Here is a 19,565-nt window from a genome sequence, read left to right as displayed (position 1 = left end):
GTTGTATGATTACCCAAGAACAATCAAAAGATCTTCCCGAGCAAACTAGCGCATTAGCCAATATAGACTGGCAAAGAGCTTCAGCCATTGATGTTCGTCGTCAATTAGCTCAGGCCTTTGAAAAGTATTTGCTGCATAGTATGAATGCCGGATCCGTAGCTCCGGAACAGGCTCAAGATATAGCCGGGCTATTTGTCAAAATATTTGAGACAGCCACGACAGCAGAAACGCTCAACAATGCCTTTGATATTCTTCATGAAGATCGCAACCCTTTACTGCGAGGATTCTCACTCAAAGTCGAAGAGACCAGGCAAAAAGCCATTGGTCGAACAGTGTATGATGCCATGCTTGCGCTAGCCAAACAGGAGCAATACGCTGTAGCCCGAGAGCTATTTCAACTCTTTGAAACCGGGCACATACAAAATAATGCCCAGGTAGCAGAAATTGTTTCTCAAAGCACCCTTCATATTCAAGTAGCGACACTAATTAAACAGTTAGAGGAGGCTGGATTGAAAGCGCCAAGTGCCAGCCTGCAACAAGCTTGGAGCCAAAAGCAGATCATCACTGCCAAAGAATTAGCACCATGGCAAAATTTGGTTATTGGTTTGGCTCAACCAACTATTAGTGATAAAAAGGGACCTGTGGCAAAAGTGCCGGGAATAAATAATGGCGCATTATCAAAGTTAACTGCTGGACTATATGGTTTTGATAAATGGTTACGCCAAGTGGTTTCACCTAATAAACCCAATAAGAGTAATTAGTGTGTATTCTAATTGAGCGCTCAGACTTTAAGATAGATTGATCTATTTCTTATTCTGTCATCTGCTTCTCATGTAAATACCCACTTTTTCCTGCTATTCTCAGGCATGTATTTAGTATTCTTATATGCCTTTTAAACACATCATAGCTGGGACTAAAGTAATAGCATTTTGGGCCATAGCACTATTGGTGACTCCTTTAGCCAATGCTGCTTTTCAAGATGTTCGCGGGAATGATTGGTTTTATCCTTATACGGAGCAATTAGTTAGTGCTGGTATTATTGCCAATAACCAAAACTTTTTTCCTTTCCGCTCCATTACAAGAGCAGAATTAGCAAAGATGGCCACCAAAGCAGCTGAGTATCAACGCATTCTCTCTTTGTCCCCAGCTGCTACCACTTTTTGTGATGTAGAGGTAAATAATTGGAGCAATACTTTTGTGCAAACACTTTTTGTCCGTGGAGCCGTGCAAGGATCCTCTTCAGGCTGCGCCCAAAGAAGAATGTTCCATCCTAATAATTCGGTTACTCGAGCAGAAGCATTAAAAATTCTGTTGGGAGTTTATGGGATAGCAGTATCAGGCAATGGCTCTTCATTTTCAGACATAGCGGGAGCGAGCTGGTATGCTCCTTATGTTACTACAGCAGCTAGTATTGGATTGATTAATAATGGAGGCAGTTTCAGACCACATGCTAATTTGACCCGGGCGGAGATGAGTAAAATTATTGTCAAATTGACCGAATATATTGCTGCCCATCCGGAGGTAGCGAATCGGAAGCAGACTGGCAACAATGAGGAAGACGATGAGAACGAGGGAAGTGAAGACGAAGACACAGACCAAGACGAAGAGGAGGAGACATCGCCAACACCGGCAGCTTCTTCACCAATGCCCACACCTAGCAGCACTAGCTCTCCTACTCCTACACCAACACCAACTCCATCAGCGTCACCCACCAGCTCTACTAGTAGCGGTCGTTTGCCTAGTGGCGCATTAACTTTTTATGCCTTAGGAGATAGCCTTACTGAAGGTGATCGTGATGAGCATGAGATGGGGGGCTATCCATTACGCTTACAAAATCGTATTGAGACACTGAGACCAGGTTCTCGAGTGATTAGTATCGGTCGGTCCGGTAATGATTCTGGGAATTTAGTTGAAGGACAATTAAGCACAGCGGTATCTGCCAGACCAGATGCAGCATTGGTTTTGATCGGCAGCAACGACATGTGGGTTGATTGTTGGAATGACAATGACACCTCAGCTGGAACTATTGCTAATTATAACGACAATATGGAGACGATTATGTCCCGTCTTCATAGCGCTGGCATTAAAATCTTCGTGGGATTAGTCGATGATCAAGCTCGTCGTACAGGAGCAGCTGCGGTCTGTGAATCTGCCACCGGTAGGCAAAGAATGACAAGAGTTGCTAATGGGTTCAATGATATTATTCGTACCAAAGCACGGACTTATAACGCTACTATTGTTGACTTCTATAACAGCACAATTTTCTATAGTGCAGCCACGCTCTCAGATGATGGTAATCACCCTAATGCAGCAGGTTATGATGCAATGGCCAATTTGTGGTGGAATAGCATCAGACCACAACTTTAAAGCATGCCAATTACCGGCATCACTTCATTCTGACTCTGCCTCATGCATTACCGTGATCTCGCCATCAGCCTCGCCTATCAAGCAGGGACCATTATCAAAAACAATTTCCAGCACAATATGGTTAAGGAATGGAAAGAAGATAATAGTCCCGTGACTTTAACGGACTTAGCTATCAATCAATTAGTATTAGATGAGATTCAAGCTCATTATCCTAGCCATAGCATCATGGCCGAAGAAGGAAGCAAATTGCAGGCTAGTGAATTTGTTTGGGTATGTGACCCGGTCGATGGCACCACCCCATTTTCTCATGGGATACCAAATTGCGTTTTTGCTTTGGCCTTGGTCCATCAAGGGAAAAGCATACTAAGTACTATTTATGATCCTTTCTTGGATAGATTATTTTTTGCTGAAGCTGGCCAGGGAGCTTACCTCAATCAAAAACGAATCTATGTCAATAAACAAATAACGCTTAATCGAGGGCTCATTGGGGTAGTACCTAGTCGCCGTTATCCCACACTGCTCAAAACAATCATGCAATTTGCTCGAAAAGAAAATATTCATATCGTAAGCCTAGGATCCACTATTTATATGGGTATGCTAGTAGCTAGTGGCGATTTATTAGCAAGCATATTCGCCGGCAAAAAAGCTCACGACTCAGCAGCCCTTCAAGTGCTTATCGAAGAAGCTGGTGGCCAAATGACCAGCTTAACTGGCGAAGCTCAGCCTTACGATAGAGAAGTAAATGGTCACCTCATCACCAATGGCCAAGTCCACAATGACTTCCTACAAGTGATCTCCCCTGCCCTTCCCTCCATTCGTAATTTGTAATTCGTAATTCGTAATTTCTTCGTAACACCCTTCCGACTATAGTAATGTAGATAACTGTTGAACATGTTGCTTCACGATGAAACTGATTTAATCCGAAAAGTCCAGGCTGGTAATATAGAAAGCTTTCGTCCTTTATATCATCACTATATTACTTCTCTCTATCGTTTTTTCTTATACCATGTACAACACAGAGAAGAGGCAGAAGATCTTACTTCCCAGACTTTTTTCAAAATTTTACAATCCATCAAAAGTTTTCGTTTTGAAGCAAAGTTTCAGACTTGGATCTTCACAATAGCAAGATTCACCCTCAATGATCATTGGCGCAGTGTTTATAAAAAGGGAAAAGAGATCCCGTTAGCAGATTATTTAGCCCAGGAAATCCCCCAAACTGAGCAATATGAGCCATTAATCCACAGTGAAAAAACCGTGCACAATATTTTACGTCAATTACCTCGACAATACCGAAAAGTGCTTAGGTATCGTTTCTTGAAAAATTATTCAATCAAAGAAACTGCTCATCAGCTCAAATTGACTCCAGAAAATGTCAAAGTATTACAACATCGTGCCCTTAAAAAAGCTGCTACTATTTACCCTTTATTATATGCCAACTGAAGAATCTATGACTCAACTTTTGAAAGCTAGTAAGGATCGCCCAAAAAAGGAATTTGTCAAAAAGTTAGAACATGATCTTTTGGGAGAGCGAATGAAGTCTCATCATTGGTGGGCATGGTTAAGTATTCCGGTCTTGGCAATAGCGGGCTCGCTATTTTTAATTCTGCAGCCTTTTCACTCCAATACTATAGTAGCCCCAAATGACGATTATTTTTTGCAGCAGTTGCATGATTTAGAAACTGATATTCAAACACTCGATATTGATACTGCTCTGAGCACCATTCAAACCCAATTGGTAGAATAAATTTTGACAGTAAAAGTAAAACACTTTACTTTGAAAAAGACATTTACTTGAGCCATTTACCCTAAATACTTGTGATCAAAAAGTTACTTATTATTGGTTCTTTCTTGCTCGGCACCTCTGGTACCGTTTTTGCCAGTTTTAGCGATGTCAGCAGCATCCATCCAGACTCTACTGCAATTAACTATTTGCAAGCACAAAATATTATTAGTGGCAGTGAAGACGGCAAGTTTCATCCTGAATTGGGCCTGACTCGTTGTGAGCTAACCAAAATAGCCCTTAAAACCAGCAATATCTCTTTGGTTACACCGCAATCATCAATCTTTCCCGACTTGCCAACTAGTAACTGGTGTCATGCTTATGCTTATACCGCTCGTAGCAATGGTATTTTGCAAGGTTATCCAGATGGAACATTTAAACCAAATAATAAAGTTACTGAAATTGAAGCTTTGAAGATTATTCTTAATAGTCTACAGCTACGATTACCAAGCGTGACGCAAAACTTATATCAAGACGTGCGAGCCACTGACTGGTGGGCGCCATATATTCTCTATGTCAGAAATTTCAATCTTTCAGCTCTCCCCAATGGTGATTATTATGGCATTCATAATGAATTCCTACGAGCAAAAATGGCCAGGGTCCTTTATCGAGGACTACAAGTAAAACAAACGAATCAACCGTTCAGCACTACTACCTCGAGCAGTGACTTTGAATCTGAGCTCGATAGTATTGATGAGACTATGGCTGAACTTGATGAGATTGATTTTGATAGTTTTAATTAAAAATAGAAGCTCATTGTTAAGTTATAGGCAAACAAAAATTGTTAACTTTATCAGTATCAGATCTCTCCACGAGGTCGAGATGACAATGAGACAAGGGAATGGCACTCAAACAAATTGGTCAATTGTCTCTTACCTAAGCAAAAACTGACCAGCTTGTTTGGTGAATAAACACACACACTTGTCATCCCGAGCGCAAGCCTGCCCTGAGTGGAATCGAAGGGAGGGATCTGATGCTGATGGAGCTTGTAATCATTAGCACTCATGAACCACCGATAGTATTGGTATGCATAGTTACTTAACCACCAAATTCACCATTTTCCCAGGTATATAAATTTCCTTTTCCAGCTTGCCGCTTTCTAACCATTTTGCTACCGCTGGTGAAGCTTTTGCCCGGCTTAGAATTTCCTCTTTCTCAATATCAGCTGCTACTTTCATCACATCTCGAACTTTTCCATTTACTTGAATGGGAATCTCAATTTCTGTTTCTACTAAATAACGATTTTCATAGTGCGGCCAACTTTCCGATACCAAGAAGGATGTGTGCCCCAACTTTTCCCAGAGCTCTTCACTTATATGAGGAGCAAAAGGTGCTAGTAATTTTAGCAGCGCTTCTAAGTAAGGCTGATACACTGTTTCTTTTTCTCCTAAAGCATTCACCAATATCATCATTTGGCTAATCGCTGTGTTGAAAGAGAGTGCTTCAATATCTTCTCCTACTTTCTTAATTGTTTTATGAACTAAACACGTTAATTCATTCTCTTCATCCCCAGTAAGAGTTTTTTCTAGCAAACGCCAAACTTTGCTTAAAAAGCGTGACACACCTTCAATCGATTGGGTACTCCACGGCTTCATTTCCGTAAATGGTCCCATGAACATCTCGTATAAACGAAACGTATCCGCGCCATATTGATTAATTATCACATCAGGATTCACTACATTACCGCGAGATTTGCTCATTTTTTGGCTATTTTCACCTAAAATAATTCCTTGATGTTTCAAAGTTTTGAAGGGTTCTTCATAAGGCACCACCTTGATATCATACAAAAACATATTCCAAAAACGGGCATAAAGCAGATGGAGCACCGCATGCTCAGAACCACCGATATACATATCTACTGGCATCCAACGTTTCAACAAATCGTAATCAGCTAAAGATTGCTCATTGAAAGGATCAATAAAGCGCAAAAAGTACCAACAAGAGCCCGCCCATTGAGGCATAGTGTTGGTCTCTCTTTTCGCTGGTTTCTGGCATTTAGGACATGTGGTATTGACCCATTCCGTAATACTAGCCAAAGGTGATTCACCGGTACCAGTTGGTTCGTACTTTTCTACTTCAGGTAACAATAAGGGCAATTCTTCTTCCGGTATAGCCACAGGCCCACAGGATTCACAGTGCACAATTGGTATTGGTTCTCCCCAATAACGTTGCCGAGAAAATACCCAGTCATGCAGACGATAATTCACTTTCTGTTGAGCAAAGCCTTTGGCCATTCCCAACTCAACTGCTTTCTTGCGAGCAGTCTCACTAGTTAAACCACTTAAAGTATCGGAATTAATACAAATACCATCATCACAATAAGGCAATTGCATACCAGCCGCTTCTGGAGAGAAATCTTTAGTCCACAGAGAAACTTGATTATCTAAAGTTAATTTTTCCGGCACAATGACTGTTTTGATTGGCAATTGATACTTCTGAGCAAATTCGAAGTCACGTTCATCATGAGCCGGCACGGCCATCACCGCTCCAGTACCATAGTGACCCAAAACATAATCAGCTAACCAGATAGGAACATACTCATTGGTATAAGGATTCAAGGCAAAGCTACCTGTGAAGACACCAGTTTTATCTTTGTTGAGATCGGTACGCTCCAAATCGCTTTTTTTCTTAGTAGTGTCGATATATTGCTCTACTTCCTTCTTTTGTTTAGCCGTAACCAATGAGCTAACCAAAGGATGCTCTGGGGCCAAGACTACATAAGTACAACCATAAATAGTGTCTATACGAGTGGTAAAGACGGTTATTTTTTCTTCCTTATTTTCTAAACCAAAATGGATTTCTGTTCCTTCACTTCGACCAATCCAATTTTCTTGAGCAATGCGAGTCTTCTCTGGCCAATGAACATTTTTTAGACCAGCTAATAAACGATCAGCATATTTGGTAATTCTTAGTACCCATTGACGCAAATCTTTCCGCACTACCGTAGTACCACAACGTTCACAGGCACCATCTACTACTTCCTCATTAGCTAAGCCAGTTTTGCAGCTAGGACACCAATTAATAGGCATTTCTGCTTCATAGGCCAAACCTTGCTTAAATAATTGCACAAAAATCCATTGTGTCCATTTGTAATATTTAGGGTCCACTGTACTCAATTCTCTTTCCCAATCATAAGAAAAACCAAAGCTTTCTAATTGACGATGAAAATTTTGAATATTTTTTTCCGTAGTCACCCGCGGATGGGTGCCTGTCTTGATCGCATAATTTTCTGCTGGCAAACCAAATGCATCCCAACCCATAGGATGCAATACATCATGGCCGGTCATGCGTTTAAAACGAGCAATAATATCCGAGCCAATATAGCCTAGCGGATGACCGACATGCAGTCCCGCCCCTGAGGGATATGGGAACATATCAAGCACATAACATTTTGGCCGATCGAGATTATTAGGGGTACGATATACTTTTTCATCTTGCCAACGTTTTCGCCATTTTGCTTCTATAACAGCAGGATCAAAGGACATAAATAAGGCTAAAGCGGAAGGATAATAGCAAAAGAATTCGAAATTCGGAATTCTGAATTCGGAATGGACAGTGGGACGAAAGTTGTTGAGCAAACAATGATGTATAACTTTTTCAATAAAATTGAAAAAGCCGCGTAGCCTCCTACCTCAATTCAGCATTCAGCATTCAGAATTTTTTTGCTACTCTTGAATAGTAAAATAGCGATAATCTGACCAAATGCCCATTTTCCCGGCGGTATCAAGTGCTCTTACTCGAAAACGATATTCTTGACTCTTTTGAAAAGAATCTAAGTGTAATGTGGTGTCTAGGGTTGTGTGCTTCGTAGTGATCCACTCTTGATTTGCTTTACATTGACGACAACCAAGCTCAACTTCATAAGAAAGTACTTTTGCCAATGGTTCCCACACTGCATCCACAGTCGCTGAAGGTTTAAACATTTCTCCTTGTTGAGGCATTAATAGTTTTGGTGCCGCAATGCCATATGTTTCTGTGCGCTTGGGAAGGTAGACAATGGGCTTAGTATCATAGGTGAAGTAACGATAGTCTGACCATGGGCCCATCAAGCCACTTTGGGCAATACCACGAACACGGAAACGATATTTCCCTTCATGAGCCAAAGCAGGAGTGATCCAATGGGTATAATAATGCACACTTTTACGCACTACTTTGCTCCATGCCACTTTGCTATCAGCACAAAATTCACAAGCCAATTCCACTTCATAGTCCATCGCATCAACTAGCTTTTCCCAACCAATACCGGCTTTGCGGGGATTATTTTTCAATACTTCATGCTGTCTAGGCGATAAAACATTTACTGGTTTTAGAAAGTCAGCAAAATGTGCCCAATCTATTGGTTCTTGTGGAGTCGCATTAGAAAGTTCTTCCCCTTTTGGCAGAATTTCTGTATCAGCTTTTGCCGCCAAGAAATGAAGTGAAAGTATTGGTAGAGCTACTAGCGCCAATAGACAAATTGCCAGCTTTTTCATAGATAAAATAAATGAAGGGATGATTGTTACACACTTTTTAACATTTGACAATGTCTATTTAGTATTCTGTAATATACATCTCTTCTATTGTAAGAAATGATATCTAAGCTTTCTCTATTTAAGGATATTCAATTAGTTTATGCATAGATTCTATTTATCATCACTCCCTCAGATCATTGATCAAAAGTTCACTCTCAATAGTAAAGAGCACAGTGATTTATATTATCAGCTCAAAAATGTGCTGCGGGCAAAGCTAGATGATTCCTTTCTTTTCTTTGATCAAAATGGTCAAGAATATCTTTGTAAAATAGCAACACAGGAGCATAACACTTATACGCTAACAATCCTCGCCCAGAATAGTGTCGATAGAGAGCTTCCTTATATTCTTACCCTTATCCAAGCTTTGCCCCAAAAGGCAGACAAATGGGAATGGATTTTACAAAAAGGGACCGAATTGGGTGTCACTAAGTTTATTCCATTGATCACAGCAAGAACGCAACGACATTCCTTACCTAAAAGTGAACGCATGGATAGAATCATCATTGAAGCTGCTGAGCAGTCTGGCAGAATAAAGATTCCCCAAGTTCTCGGCATTAGTGAATTATCAGCCTTGCATTTCCAAGGACAGCAAATGGTGCTATTCGCGAGCTTACTGACAAAACAAAACCTCATAGCATTATTGCCGCAAAAACAAACTGCTGTCACAGAAGTTGTAGTTATTATTGGTCCCGAAGGAGGTTTCACTGAAAAGGAAGAAGAAAAACTCATGGCTATTGGAGCCATCCCCTTCAGTTTAGGGAAACGAGTATTACGTTTAGAGACAGCTGCTATTGCTAGCTTGAGTATAGTTGCACAGATTTATAGCTAATTATTGAGCGGATAGCATCAGGCAAAAAATGGCTCAGCAGTGTCAACTGTGCTACAATAAAAGGAAAACAAAAAGTATGAATGACATGCAATTAAATGACGGGATTGGTGGTGTAGATAATAGCATAGACGCTAGCAAACCAATTGCCGTTAATCCTGGTCAGGAGAAAAAGATTTTACATGCAGTCCTTAGTAAAGCTGAAGGTTTGAGTATTTTGGATATTCTTAACACATCAGCTGCTCAACTTCGAGACTTGACTCAGGAGGAAAGAGATAAGGCATTGCTTAGTATTCTCAATGGCCAAGTGGAAAACACTCTCCATCAAATCACCAGCTCTTTGGCTAATCCCGATAAAGCACGCGAATATTTAGGTCAAATTGCTAATTTAAGGAAAGAGGCCCAACGAAGAAAGGTAGCATTAGCAGAAGCTGCGATCAAAGCTCATTTAGCCCAATTAACACAGATAGCGAAGCAGGCTCAGGAAGTTCCAGCCAATCATGGCCAACAGAAAAAAGTACTGCATACACTACTCAATCCTACAGAGAATATCATGAGCAAATCAGCAGATACATTACCCGAAATTACTGGAGATGCTTTAGCAAGAGTATTAAGATTAATTGCTAGTAAAGATCGTAATACGGAGCTTGTGTTACAGTTTATCATTACTAGCCAAGGAGGACCGACTACTCCCAAAGGTAAAGAATATGCTGCTCAGATTCAGCTTCTGAGAGAAAGAGCGCAACAATTTATCTCCACTCCGCCACCACCGACTGCTGTTCGCGAAGTTCCTAATACAATAGAGTTACAGCTTGCGCCAGAAGCAAGATTAACCTATGACTTTTTGCAGCAACGTCTTATGTTTTTCAGAGCAATGCTATCGACTGGCAATCCGGCCAACAAAGATCAGCTGGAACGACACATAGCCACGATCAATGCCGCTATCCCACTCATTGGTCATGGGCAATCAATTCCCCTGCCATTAGCTCAAGACATCAGAACTATTATTGACGATACCAGAAAGCCGATCACAGATGCTATGGATAGATCACAAACAATTACCCAGGAAACAGAAAGGACTGCAAGACAAAAAGAACTAGGCACAAATCTACAACAATTGTGGACTATTCGCACCTATATAGACAGTCACAGTAGTGTTGTAGCACAAGCCGCTTAATAGCTAAACTTCAGTTCATAATATTGACGGGCAAAACCTAGCACTCTATAATTCAGAGTGCTAATTTGCCTATTTATGAATATCGAAAAACTTACTAATAAGGCTCGTGAAGCATTGCAGGATATGCAACAAATTGCTGAAGAACATAAGCATCAAACGGCCACAGCAGCTCATTTGCTTTTCGCTTTAGTGAAGCAAGAGGGTGGTATTGTGCCCGCTTTACTGAAAAGTCTTGAAGTAAACAAGAACCATCTCATTACTGACATTGAAACCCAGCTTAAAACATATCCCCAAGTATCTGGCAGCGAGACCACCTATATTGCTCCAGAGTTTAAACAGATATGGAGTAGTGGTGAGAGTGAAGCAGGGAAATTGCGTGACGAATATATTTCTACTGAACACATTTTTTTGGCTTTGTTAAATATCAAAAGTGATGCTCAACGTTTACTCAATAATGCCAGGATTACTTACGAAAAAACTCTCCAGGCTTTGGCCAAAGTTCGGGGCCAGCAAAAAGTCTCTGACCCTGATCCAGAAGGTAAGTATCAGGCATTAGAAAAGTATACGATTAACCTAACCAAACAGGCACAAGAAGGGAAAATAGATCCTGTCATTGGCCGTGACGACGAGATTCGGCGGGTCATGCAAATTCTCTCTCGTCGTACCAAAAACAATCCGGTATTAATTGGTGAACCAGGTGTAGGAAAAACTGCGATTGCTGAAGGACTAGCCCGAAGAGTTATTGCTGGTGATGTCCCAGAGAATCTCAAGCATAAACAGTTACTATCTTTAGATATGGGTGCCTTGATTGCTGGCACTAAATATCGCGGTGAATTTGAAGATCGTTTGAAAGCAATTATCAAAGAAATCGAGGGTAGAGATGACATTATTCTTTTTATTGATGAGCTGCACCTTATTATCGGTGCGGGCAAAACTGATGGTGCTATGGATGCTGGAAATTTATTAAAACCAGCCTTGGCACGAGGGAAGCTACGTACTGTCGGTGCCACCACTTTGAAAGAATACCGTCAATATATTGAAAAAGATGCCGCTCTGGAGAGAAGATTTCAGCCAGTAATAGTCAATGAACCTACAGTGGATGATGCAATCTCAATTTTACGTGGAATCAAAGAAAGATACGAAGTGCATCATGGTGTGCGTATTAAAGATAGTGCCATAGTTGCTGCCGTTACTCTTTCTAAACGTTATATCACCGACCGCTTTCTACCAGACAAAGCAATTGATTTGATCGACGAGGCCACCTCGATGCTCAGAATGGAAATTGATAGTAAGCCCCAGGCATTAGATTCATTGGAACGGAAGATCATGCAATTGGAAATCGAAAAGGAAGCATTAAAGAAAGAAAACGATGAAAATAGTAAAAAGCGGCTAGCAGAAATTGAACATGAGTTAGCTAATCTCAAAGAAGAATCTAAAGTAATTGAATTGAAATGGCGGGAAGAAAAAGAAGTTATTACTACTATTCGTAGTAAAAAAACTGAAATCGAAAAGATTCGTAATGAGGAGGAACAAGCCGAAAGAGCTGCTGATTTGCAAAGAGTAGCTGAGATTCGCTATGGCATTTTACCCAAGCTCAATCAGGAGCTGGCCGAAGCAGAAACAAAACTAGCAGGCTTACAGAAAGATGATCATTTTCTCAAAGAAGAAGTAAGTGAAGAAGATATTGCCAAGATCGTACATCGATGGACTGGGATACCGGTAACCAAAATGTTGAGCAGTGATGTTGAAAAGTTAGTCCAATTGGAAGAAAACTTAGCCACAAGAGTGATTGGTCAAAAAAAAGCACTCAGTGCCCTAGCCAATACCATTCGTCGTGCTCGCTCTGGCATTCAAGAAGAAAATAGGCCGCTTGGTTCTTTCATTTTCATGGGCCCAACTGGTGTAGGAAAAACTGAATTAGCAAAAGCTTTGGCAGCCACAGTTTTCCATGATGAAAATGCCCTGGTACGTATCGATATGAGTGAATATATGGAAAAGCACAGTGTTGCTCGGCTAATTGGCTCACCTCCAGGGTACATCGGTTATGAAGAAGGTGGACAGTTAACTGAAGCGGTACGAAGACGACCATTTAGTGTCATTTTATTTGATGAAATTGAAAAAGCTCATCCTGAAGTATTTAACATTTTTTTACAGGTACTCGATGATGGCCGCTTAACTGATAGCAAAGGACGCACCGTAGATTTTAGAAACACAGTCATTATTATGACTACTAATTTAGGCAGCGACGTCATTCAAAAATTGGCAAAAAAGCCCAAAGAGCAAGAACAGGCCCTGCAAGAAATTCTTCGTCATAGCTTCAGACCTGAATTTCTCAATCGTATTGATGAGATTATCACCTTTACTCCGCTCACTGAGAAAGAAATCCAACAGATTGTGGAATTACAGGTAGCCAAAGTACAAGAACGCTTAGCAAAACAAAGTATTACCTTAGAGATCACTACTATTGCCAAAAAGTTCTTAGGCAATGCTGGCTATGACCCTGTGTTTGGTGCCCGACCACTAAAACGCGTGATTCAAAAACAAATCTTGGATAAACTTGCGTTGGAAATTGTGAGCGGTACAATCAAGCCAGGAGATACAGTGATTGTCGATTACGTCGCTGACCAAATTACTTTGCAAGTTGAACATCATGGATCGTAAATTTAGCATTCTCAAAGCCATTATCGAGACATTCATTAAAGAAGGTGGCCCCGTAGGGTCACAGTATCTACTAGATGAGTTCGACTTTTCAGTCAGTCCCGCCACTGTACGGAACGATATGATGTTACTTGAAAAAGCAGGCCTTATCTATCAGCCGCATACATCCGCTGGCCGCGTGCCCACAGAAAAAGGTTTACGCTATTTCATCGATCAAATGATGGACGAACAACATATTCGTATTCCCCAGAGCTATTTGCAGCAATTGAATCACGTACAGCAAATGCAAGAAAAGATTGCCAGTCAAAAAGCAGAAAAAGCAATCTACACTTCCGTGGGCATTCTAGCTAAGATTACTGATGAAGTAAGTTTTGCCACCTTACCTTGGCTCGGAGAAACCTACTATCTTGGCCTTGCAAATGCCATGAGAAAACCTGAGTTTGCCGACAGCGCTCGCTTTAGCACCGTAGTAGAAGTACTAGAAGACCAAGACCACTTTTTGGAATTATTAGAAAGTCTGAATCTCAGTCATGATGTCACCGTACTAATTGGCAAAGAGAATATCATTGAAGCGATCAAAGGCTGTTCGCTACTAGCCACGCAATATGAAATGTCCCCCGAATATAGCGGCATCATTGGCATACTGGGAGCGATGCGCATGAATTATCCCAGGAACATCGCAGCCCTGACTGCGGTAAGAAATGATTTAGAAAAGACTCACTTTTAATCCCCCCTACTTTTTCCCCCCCCCATTTGTAATTCGTAATCCGTAATTTGTAATTCCTATGTTTGACACCAAAGATCCCAACATTTCTATCAACTTTGACAATGATCCCTCCACACCGCAGGAGGAAAATCCCCAAGCTCAAAATGGCAACACTCCCCCACCAACCCAAACGAATGATGAGATTGAACTACTAAAAGCAGAAATAGCTCAATTAAAAGAAAGCGTTGCTCGAGCCCAAGCTGATTTTATTAATTTTCGGCGCAGACAGAGTCAAGAACTAGAAAGCACTATCAAGTTTGCCTCAGGTCAGTGTATTAACGAATTATTGCCAGTTATCGATAATTTACAAAGAGCATTTCTCCATATTCCGGAGGAATTAAAAGACAATCAATGGGTAAATGGTGTATTTGCCATCGAAAAACATTTTTTACAAACGCTAGAAAAGTTAGGCGTCAAAAAGATTCCCACAGTAGGAACCAAAGCTGATCCCAATTTCCACGAGATTATCGGCGTTGGAGAAAAACCCGATACTGAATCCGATGTAGTAATTGATGAAATTGAAGCCGGTTACCTGCTGCACGAAAAAGTACTTCGACCAGCAAAAGTAAGGGTGCAAAAATAGTCCTTCCCCCTCAATTCAGAACTCAGCATTCAGCTTTCAGCATTTTTCTTTCTTTCTCTTTCAACTGATTTGACTTCCCCATTTTGGCACTCTATACTTCTGAGTGCTAAGTAATAATTTAAATATAAATGTATGTCTAAGATCATAGGTATTGACTTAGGAACAACCAACTCTTGTGTCGCTGTGATGGAGGGTGGCCAAGTAACTGTTATTCCTAATAGTGAAGGTATGCGTACCACTCCTTCAGTAGTGGCCAAAAAAAGTGGCAAGGGTGACGATGAATTGCTTGTTGGTATCGTAGCAAAGCGGCAATCAGTAACAAACCCTAAAAATACTATTTATTCTGCTAAGCGTTTTATTGGTAGACAATATAAAGAGGTGCAAGAGGAAATGAAAACGGTACCTTATGAATTTGCCGAGGGGAAAAATGGTGAAGTAGATATTATTTTTGATGGCAAATCAAGAAAGCCGGCAGAAATTAGTGCCATGGTTTTACAAAAGCTGAAGCGTGACGCTGAACATTACTTAGGGCATCCTGTTACTGAAGCGGTAATCACAGTACCCGCTTATTTTAATGATTCACAACGCCAAGCTACCAAAGATGCAGGAAAAATTGCTGGTCTCGATGTAAAACGCATTATCAACGAACCAACTGCTGCTGCCCTTGCCTATGGCATGGACAAAAAGAAAGAAGGAAAATTGGCAGTATATGATTTTGGTGGAGGAACATTTGATATTTCTATTCTTGAATTAAGTGATGGAGTCTTTGAAGTACTTTCTACTAATGGTGATACCCACTTAGGTGGAGATGATTTAGATAATGCTATTGTTAAATGGTTAGTGAGCGAATTTAAAAAAGATCAAGGACTTGATCTAAGTAAAGACGATATTGCCCTACAACGCTTACGAGAAAGTGCTGAGAAGGCAAAGATTGAACTTTCCTCTAGTGTCGACACAGAAATTAATTTGCCTTTTATTACGGCAGAAAATGGTTCTCCAAAACATTTAAATATTAAGCTTACTCGCAGTAAGCTCAATGAATTAGCGAAACCATTTATTGAACGCACCATCGATCCTTGTTTGAACGCAATTAAAGATGCTGGGGTAAAAGTAGAAGAGATTGATGAAATTATTTTAGTTGGTGGCCAAACTCGCATGCCAGCAATTATGCAAAAGGTAGAAGAGATCTTCAAAAAGAAACCTTCTGCTGGTATCAATCCCGACGAAGTAGTCGCTATTGGTGCTGCTATTCAAGGTGGTGTCTTGCAGGGAGATGTTAAGGATGTTTTGCTTTTGGATGTTACTCCCCTAAGTCTTGGTATTGAAACTATGGGTGGTGTAGCTACTCGACTCATCGAGCGTAACACCACGATTCCTACCTCAAAGTCCCAAACATTTTCTACCGCTAGTGACAATCAACCTTCCGTAGAAATTCATGTGGTACAAGGCGATCGAGAAATGGCTAAAGATAACAAGTCCTTGGGTCGATTTATTCTTGATGGTATTGCTCCCGCACCACGCGGCATCCCTCAAATTGAGGTGAAGTTTGATATCGATGCCAACGGTATTCTTCATGTGTCAGCCAAAGACAAAGGTACTGGCCGCGAACAAAAAATCACCATTCAAGGCTCTAGTGGCTTAAGCAAAGAAGAGATTGAAAAGATGCAAAAAGAGGCCGAACTATATGCCGAAGAAGATAAGAAAAAACGTGAAAAAGCAGAACAGAGAAATCTTGCTGAAACACTCATATATAGTACTGAACAAGCATTTAGCAAAGCTGGCGACAAGATTACCGCCGAAGAAAAGAAACCAGTAGAGGCAGAAATTGTTTCATTGAAAGAATTGCTTGCTAAAGAAGAAAGTACTGCAGATGAAATCAAAGCAGCCACTGAAAAGCTCTCCGAAGCAGCGCAAAAAATTGGCACCAAATTATATGAAGCAGCTAAGGATGCTGAGGAAAGCGCCAAGAAAGATGGTAACGTGGTAGAAGGAGAAGTCGTAGAGAATAATGAGGAGAAGAAAAAGGAAGATGATGAGAAGGAAGCTAAAAGCTAAAATCTAGATTATAGCTCACTAGCTATCTGTCCCCCAAGTTTTCTCCTAATGTCATTAACCCCCATATATCATGTTAGACAACACCACATCACAATCAGAACAATCTCAAACAGAACAATCTCAAACAACAACTATTATTGAACACACTCAGAAATCAGGACAGAGAGTTTCACTCAAAGCAGCTATTGCAGTCATGGCCGTAATTAGCATTGTATTCGCTAGTGGAGCCTTCTATGCGGGCACACAATTACTACCTCCACCAGTATTGTCACAACCAGAAACAGCAATATTCTCTACCACCAATACAACCGGAGCAGTATTTTCTGCGATCATGGAAGAAGAAGCTACAATCAATGCTATTAAGAAAGCGCAACCTGCTGTGGTGAGTGTAGTGATCAAAAAAACTGTCAGTGCTCTTAATGCCGATCGCAATCGCAATTTTTTCTTTATTGATCCTTTCACCGGGCGGCCACTCAAGCCTTCGACACCCAATGATGATATTACCGACCAAGATCCTATTGAAAGAGAAGTCGGTGGCGGTACCGGATTTATTATTAGTACCGATGGTTACATTATTACCAATAAACATGTAGTAAGTGATAAGAGTGCCAGCTACGCGATATTTCTCAATGATGGCACTGAGTACAAAGCACAATTGCTTGACACTGACCCTTTAAATGACTTAGCCGTGTTAAAGATTGAAGGCTCAAATTTACCCACCGTAGAGCTGGGTGATTCTAATAAAATAGAAATTGGCCAAACTGTAGTGGCCATTGGTAATAGCCTTAATGAATATCGCCAAACAGTCAGCAAAGGCATAGTGAGTGGCTTAAATCGTACCATCAAAGCCAGTGATGAATCAGGTCGTCGTAGTGAATCATTGGAGGGCATTATTCAAACTGATGCTGCTATCAATCCAGGCAATAGTGGTGGCCCATTAGTCAATCTACAGGGTCAAGTAATCGGTATTAATACGGCTATTGATCGGTCAGGTCAATCAATTGGTTTTGCCCTACCTATTAACGATGCCAAATTTATTGTCGAAAGTATTAAGACTTCAGGCAGAGTGGTGCGACCACAGCTGGGCGTGCGCTATATGATACTCAACAAAACAATAGCCAAGGCTAATCAGTTACCGGTCGAATATGGAGCCTTAATTATTCGCGGTGATCAAGCAACTGAATTGGCAGTGTTGCCAGGAAGTCCTGCTGATAAAGCTGGCTTAGTAGAGAATGATATTATTCTCGAGCTCAATGGCCAAAAGATTGATGAAAAAAATAATTTAGCGAAATCATTACAAAAGTTTAAACCTGGTGACAATGTGAACTTGAAAGTATACCATCGTGGCGAAGAAAAAATGTACACAGTGACACTCAACGAACAATCTCAACAGAATTAACCATGGCTCAGGATTTATACGAAATTTTAGGAGTACCCAAAAACGCGTCTACTGAAGACATAAAAAAGGCATATCGTAAGCTGGCAAAAGAATGGCACCCTGATAAACATAAGGGCGATAAAGCAGCTGAAGAAAAGTTTAAGGCCATCAACAATGCTTATGAAGCATTAAGCGATGATCAAAAACGTGCCCAATATGATCAATTTGGCTCTACTGAACAATTTGGCCAAGGTGGCTTTCAACAGGGCAATTTTGACTTTTCTCAATTCGGTGGTTTTGGTGATATCTTTGAAACCTTTTTTGGCGGCAGTGGTGGCAGTTTCGGTGGCCAAAGAGCCGAGGAGCAAGGACGTGATTTGGAAATGCAAATTACTATTAGTTTTGAAGAAGCTTGTTTTGGTACCGACAAAGATATCGTTCTCACCCGCTTAGCTCAATGCGACCATTGTAAAGGCACTGGTGGTGAACCGGGCAGCCAAGTAAGTACCTGTGACACCTGTAATGGTACGGGTCAAGTGAGAAGAGTACAAAATACTATTCTGGGTCAAGTGGTTACCAATCAGCTCTGTAATGTTTGTCACGGTTCAGGTAAAAAGATCAGTCAGCGTTGTAGCGAATGTCAGGGTGAAGGCCGAAAGAGAAAACAAGAAACATTAAGCATTCATATCCCCGCCGGCATTGATAATGGCGAGACATTGAGAATGCGCGGCTATGGAGAGATTGGTCGATTTGGCAAACATCCAGGTGATCTCTATTTGCATGTTCAAGTCACTCCCAGCAAAGAGTTCAGCAGAAAAGATCATGACATCTACAGCGAATTACCGCTATCAGTGACTACCGCTGTACTGGGCAAAACAGTACCAGTGAAAACAATTCACGGTGAAAGTATGTTAAAAATTCCCGCCGGTACTCAACCTGGTACAATTATCAAAATCAAAAATCAAGGCATCCATGACACTCGAGGGAATCAAGGACATCATTATGTAACGATTGGTATCCATGTTCCGGAAAAACTTTCTGTTGAAGAGAAAAAACTTTATGAAGAGTTGGCTACATTAGAAACACAACCAAAGAAAAAAGGCTTTTTTGGATAATAGACCTTGCCTAAAGCAAGAATCATTACTAATATCACGCCGCAAAGGAAATTATAGAATCTAGATTGTCGCTCGAAAAAGCGACGCAGCCTCAAAACTGATTAAGAATTTAGATTTTATCATCTAGAATTTCTCTGGGACGGTAGCTCAGTCGGTAGAGCAACAGCCTTTTAAGCTGACGGTCGCGGGTTCGATTCCCGCCCGTCCCACCACACGAGCACCGTAGGTGTGACGTATCTTATCCTAATCCTAATCCTCGTATATTGTTATGAGGCTTTTTGAGTATATTTAAAAAGCAAGCAAACATGGGAGCCACGTCCTCATCCTGGAGAATCCTGTCTCGCGGCAT

General features: G+C 41.0%; 16 protein-coding genes and 1 tRNA gene. 15 read left to right on the top strand and 2 right to left on the bottom strand.

Annotated elements, in window-relative coordinates; translation table 11 throughout:
* The first annotated feature begins 5 nt into the window (after positions 1–5).
* The 6 genes from HY817_02695 (at position 6) to HY817_02670 (ending at position 4,890) form a co-directional block, all read left to right on the top strand.
* A complete protein-coding gene (locus tag HY817_02695) occupies positions 6–761 on the top strand; it encodes a hypothetical protein (protein ID MBI4836143.1) in 756 nt (251 codons plus the stop codon).
* A gap of 124 nt (positions 762–885) precedes the next feature.
* The gene (locus HY817_02690) at positions 886–2,367 is read left to right on the top strand and encodes an S-layer homology domain-containing protein (protein MBI4836142.1); all 1,482 of its coding nucleotides are present in this window, start codon (positions 886–888) and stop codon (positions 2,365–2,367) included.
* A 42-nt stretch (positions 2,368–2,409) separates the two neighbouring features.
* The gene (locus HY817_02685) at positions 2,410–3,195 is read left to right on the top strand and encodes an inositol monophosphatase family protein (protein MBI4836141.1); all 786 of its coding nucleotides are present in this window, start codon (positions 2,410–2,412) and stop codon (positions 3,193–3,195) included.
* 63 nt (positions 3,196–3,258) lie between these two features.
* Positions 3,259–3,807: a sigma-70 family RNA polymerase sigma factor gene (locus tag HY817_02680; GenBank protein ID MBI4836140.1), complete on the top strand. Its 549-nt coding sequence runs from the start codon at positions 3,259–3,261 to the stop codon at positions 3,805–3,807.
* 7 nt (positions 3,808–3,814) lie between these two features.
* The gene (locus HY817_02675; GenBank protein MBI4836139.1) at positions 3,815–4,111 is read left to right on the top strand and encodes a hypothetical protein; all 297 of its coding nucleotides are present in this window, start codon (positions 3,815–3,817) and stop codon (positions 4,109–4,111) included.
* Between the two features lie 71 nt (positions 4,112–4,182).
* Positions 4,183–4,890 (top strand): S-layer homology domain-containing protein, encoded by a 708-nt coding sequence (locus tag HY817_02670; GenBank protein ID MBI4836138.1) that lies wholly within the window; start codon positions 4,183–4,185, stop codon positions 4,888–4,890.
* A gap of 291 nt (positions 4,891–5,181) precedes the next feature.
* On the opposite strand, the gene HY817_02665 is transcribed toward HY817_02670, so the two are convergent.
* Both HY817_02665 and HY817_02660 read right to left on the bottom strand, forming a co-directional pair.
* On the bottom strand, positions 5,182–7,632 hold the full coding sequence (locus tag HY817_02665; protein ID MBI4836137.1) for a leucine--tRNA ligase: 2,451 nt from the start codon (positions 7,630–7,632) through the stop codon (positions 5,182–5,184).
* Between the two features lie 180 nt (positions 7,633–7,812).
* The gene (locus HY817_02660; protein ID MBI4836136.1) at positions 7,813–8,619 is read right to left on the bottom strand and encodes a hypothetical protein; all 807 of its coding nucleotides are present in this window, start codon (positions 8,617–8,619) and stop codon (positions 7,813–7,815) included.
* Positions 8,620–8,758: 139 nt separating this feature from the next.
* On the opposite strand from HY817_02660, the gene HY817_02655 reads away from it, so the two are divergent.
* From HY817_02655 to HY817_02615, 9 genes are all read left to right on the top strand, one after another.
* On the top strand, positions 8,759–9,487 hold the full coding sequence (locus tag HY817_02655; GenBank protein MBI4836135.1) for a 16S rRNA (uracil(1498)-N(3))-methyltransferase: 729 nt from the start codon (positions 8,759–8,761) through the stop codon (positions 9,485–9,487).
* A gap of 76 nt (positions 9,488–9,563) precedes the next feature.
* The gene (locus tag HY817_02650; GenBank protein ID MBI4836134.1) at positions 9,564–10,661 is read left to right on the top strand and encodes a hypothetical protein; all 1,098 of its coding nucleotides are present in this window, start codon (positions 9,564–9,566) and stop codon (positions 10,659–10,661) included.
* Positions 10,662–10,736: 75 nt separating this feature from the next.
* The gene (clpB, locus tag HY817_02645; protein MBI4836133.1) at positions 10,737–13,322 is read left to right on the top strand and encodes an ATP-dependent chaperone ClpB; all 2,586 of its coding nucleotides are present in this window, start codon (positions 10,737–10,739) and stop codon (positions 13,320–13,322) included.
* Positions 13,312–14,046, top strand: coding sequence for a hypothetical protein (locus HY817_02640; protein ID MBI4836132.1), 735 nt, complete (start codon positions 13,312–13,314; stop codon positions 14,044–14,046). The genes clpB and HY817_02640 overlap by 11 nt, the downstream gene beginning before the upstream one ends.
* Positions 14,047–14,104: 58 nt before the next feature.
* Positions 14,105–14,668: a nucleotide exchange factor GrpE gene (locus HY817_02635; GenBank protein MBI4836131.1), complete on the top strand. Its 564-nt coding sequence runs from the start codon at positions 14,105–14,107 to the stop codon at positions 14,666–14,668.
* 132 nt (positions 14,669–14,800) lie between these two features.
* Positions 14,801–16,723 carry a molecular chaperone DnaK gene (dnaK, locus tag HY817_02630; protein MBI4836130.1) on the top strand — a complete coding sequence of 641 codons (1,923 nt, stop codon included), beginning with the start codon at positions 14,801–14,803 and terminating at the stop codon, positions 16,721–16,723.
* Between the two features lie 331 nt (positions 16,724–17,054).
* The gene (locus tag HY817_02625; GenBank protein MBI4836129.1) at positions 17,055–18,122 is read left to right on the top strand and encodes a trypsin-like peptidase domain-containing protein; all 1,068 of its coding nucleotides are present in this window, start codon (positions 17,055–17,057) and stop codon (positions 18,120–18,122) included.
* A gap of 2 nt (positions 18,123–18,124) precedes the next feature.
* Positions 18,125–19,216, top strand: a complete 1,092-nt coding sequence (gene dnaJ / locus HY817_02620) for a molecular chaperone DnaJ (protein MBI4836128.1) — start codon at positions 18,125–18,127, stop codon at positions 19,214–19,216.
* Between the two features lie 136 nt (positions 19,217–19,352).
* A tRNA-Lys gene (locus HY817_02615) sits at positions 19,353–19,428 on the top strand.
* The last annotated feature ends 137 nt before the right edge of the window (positions 19,429–19,565 follow it).

The sequence above is a fragment of the Candidatus Abawacabacteria bacterium genome, assembly GCA_016207805.1.
GTDB lineage: Bacteria > Patescibacteriota > Gracilibacteria > RBG-16-42-10 > RBG-16-42-10 > JACQZO01.
The sequence above is the reverse complement of the archived record's forward strand: the minus strand, read 5'-3'. Positions and strand labels throughout refer to the sequence as shown.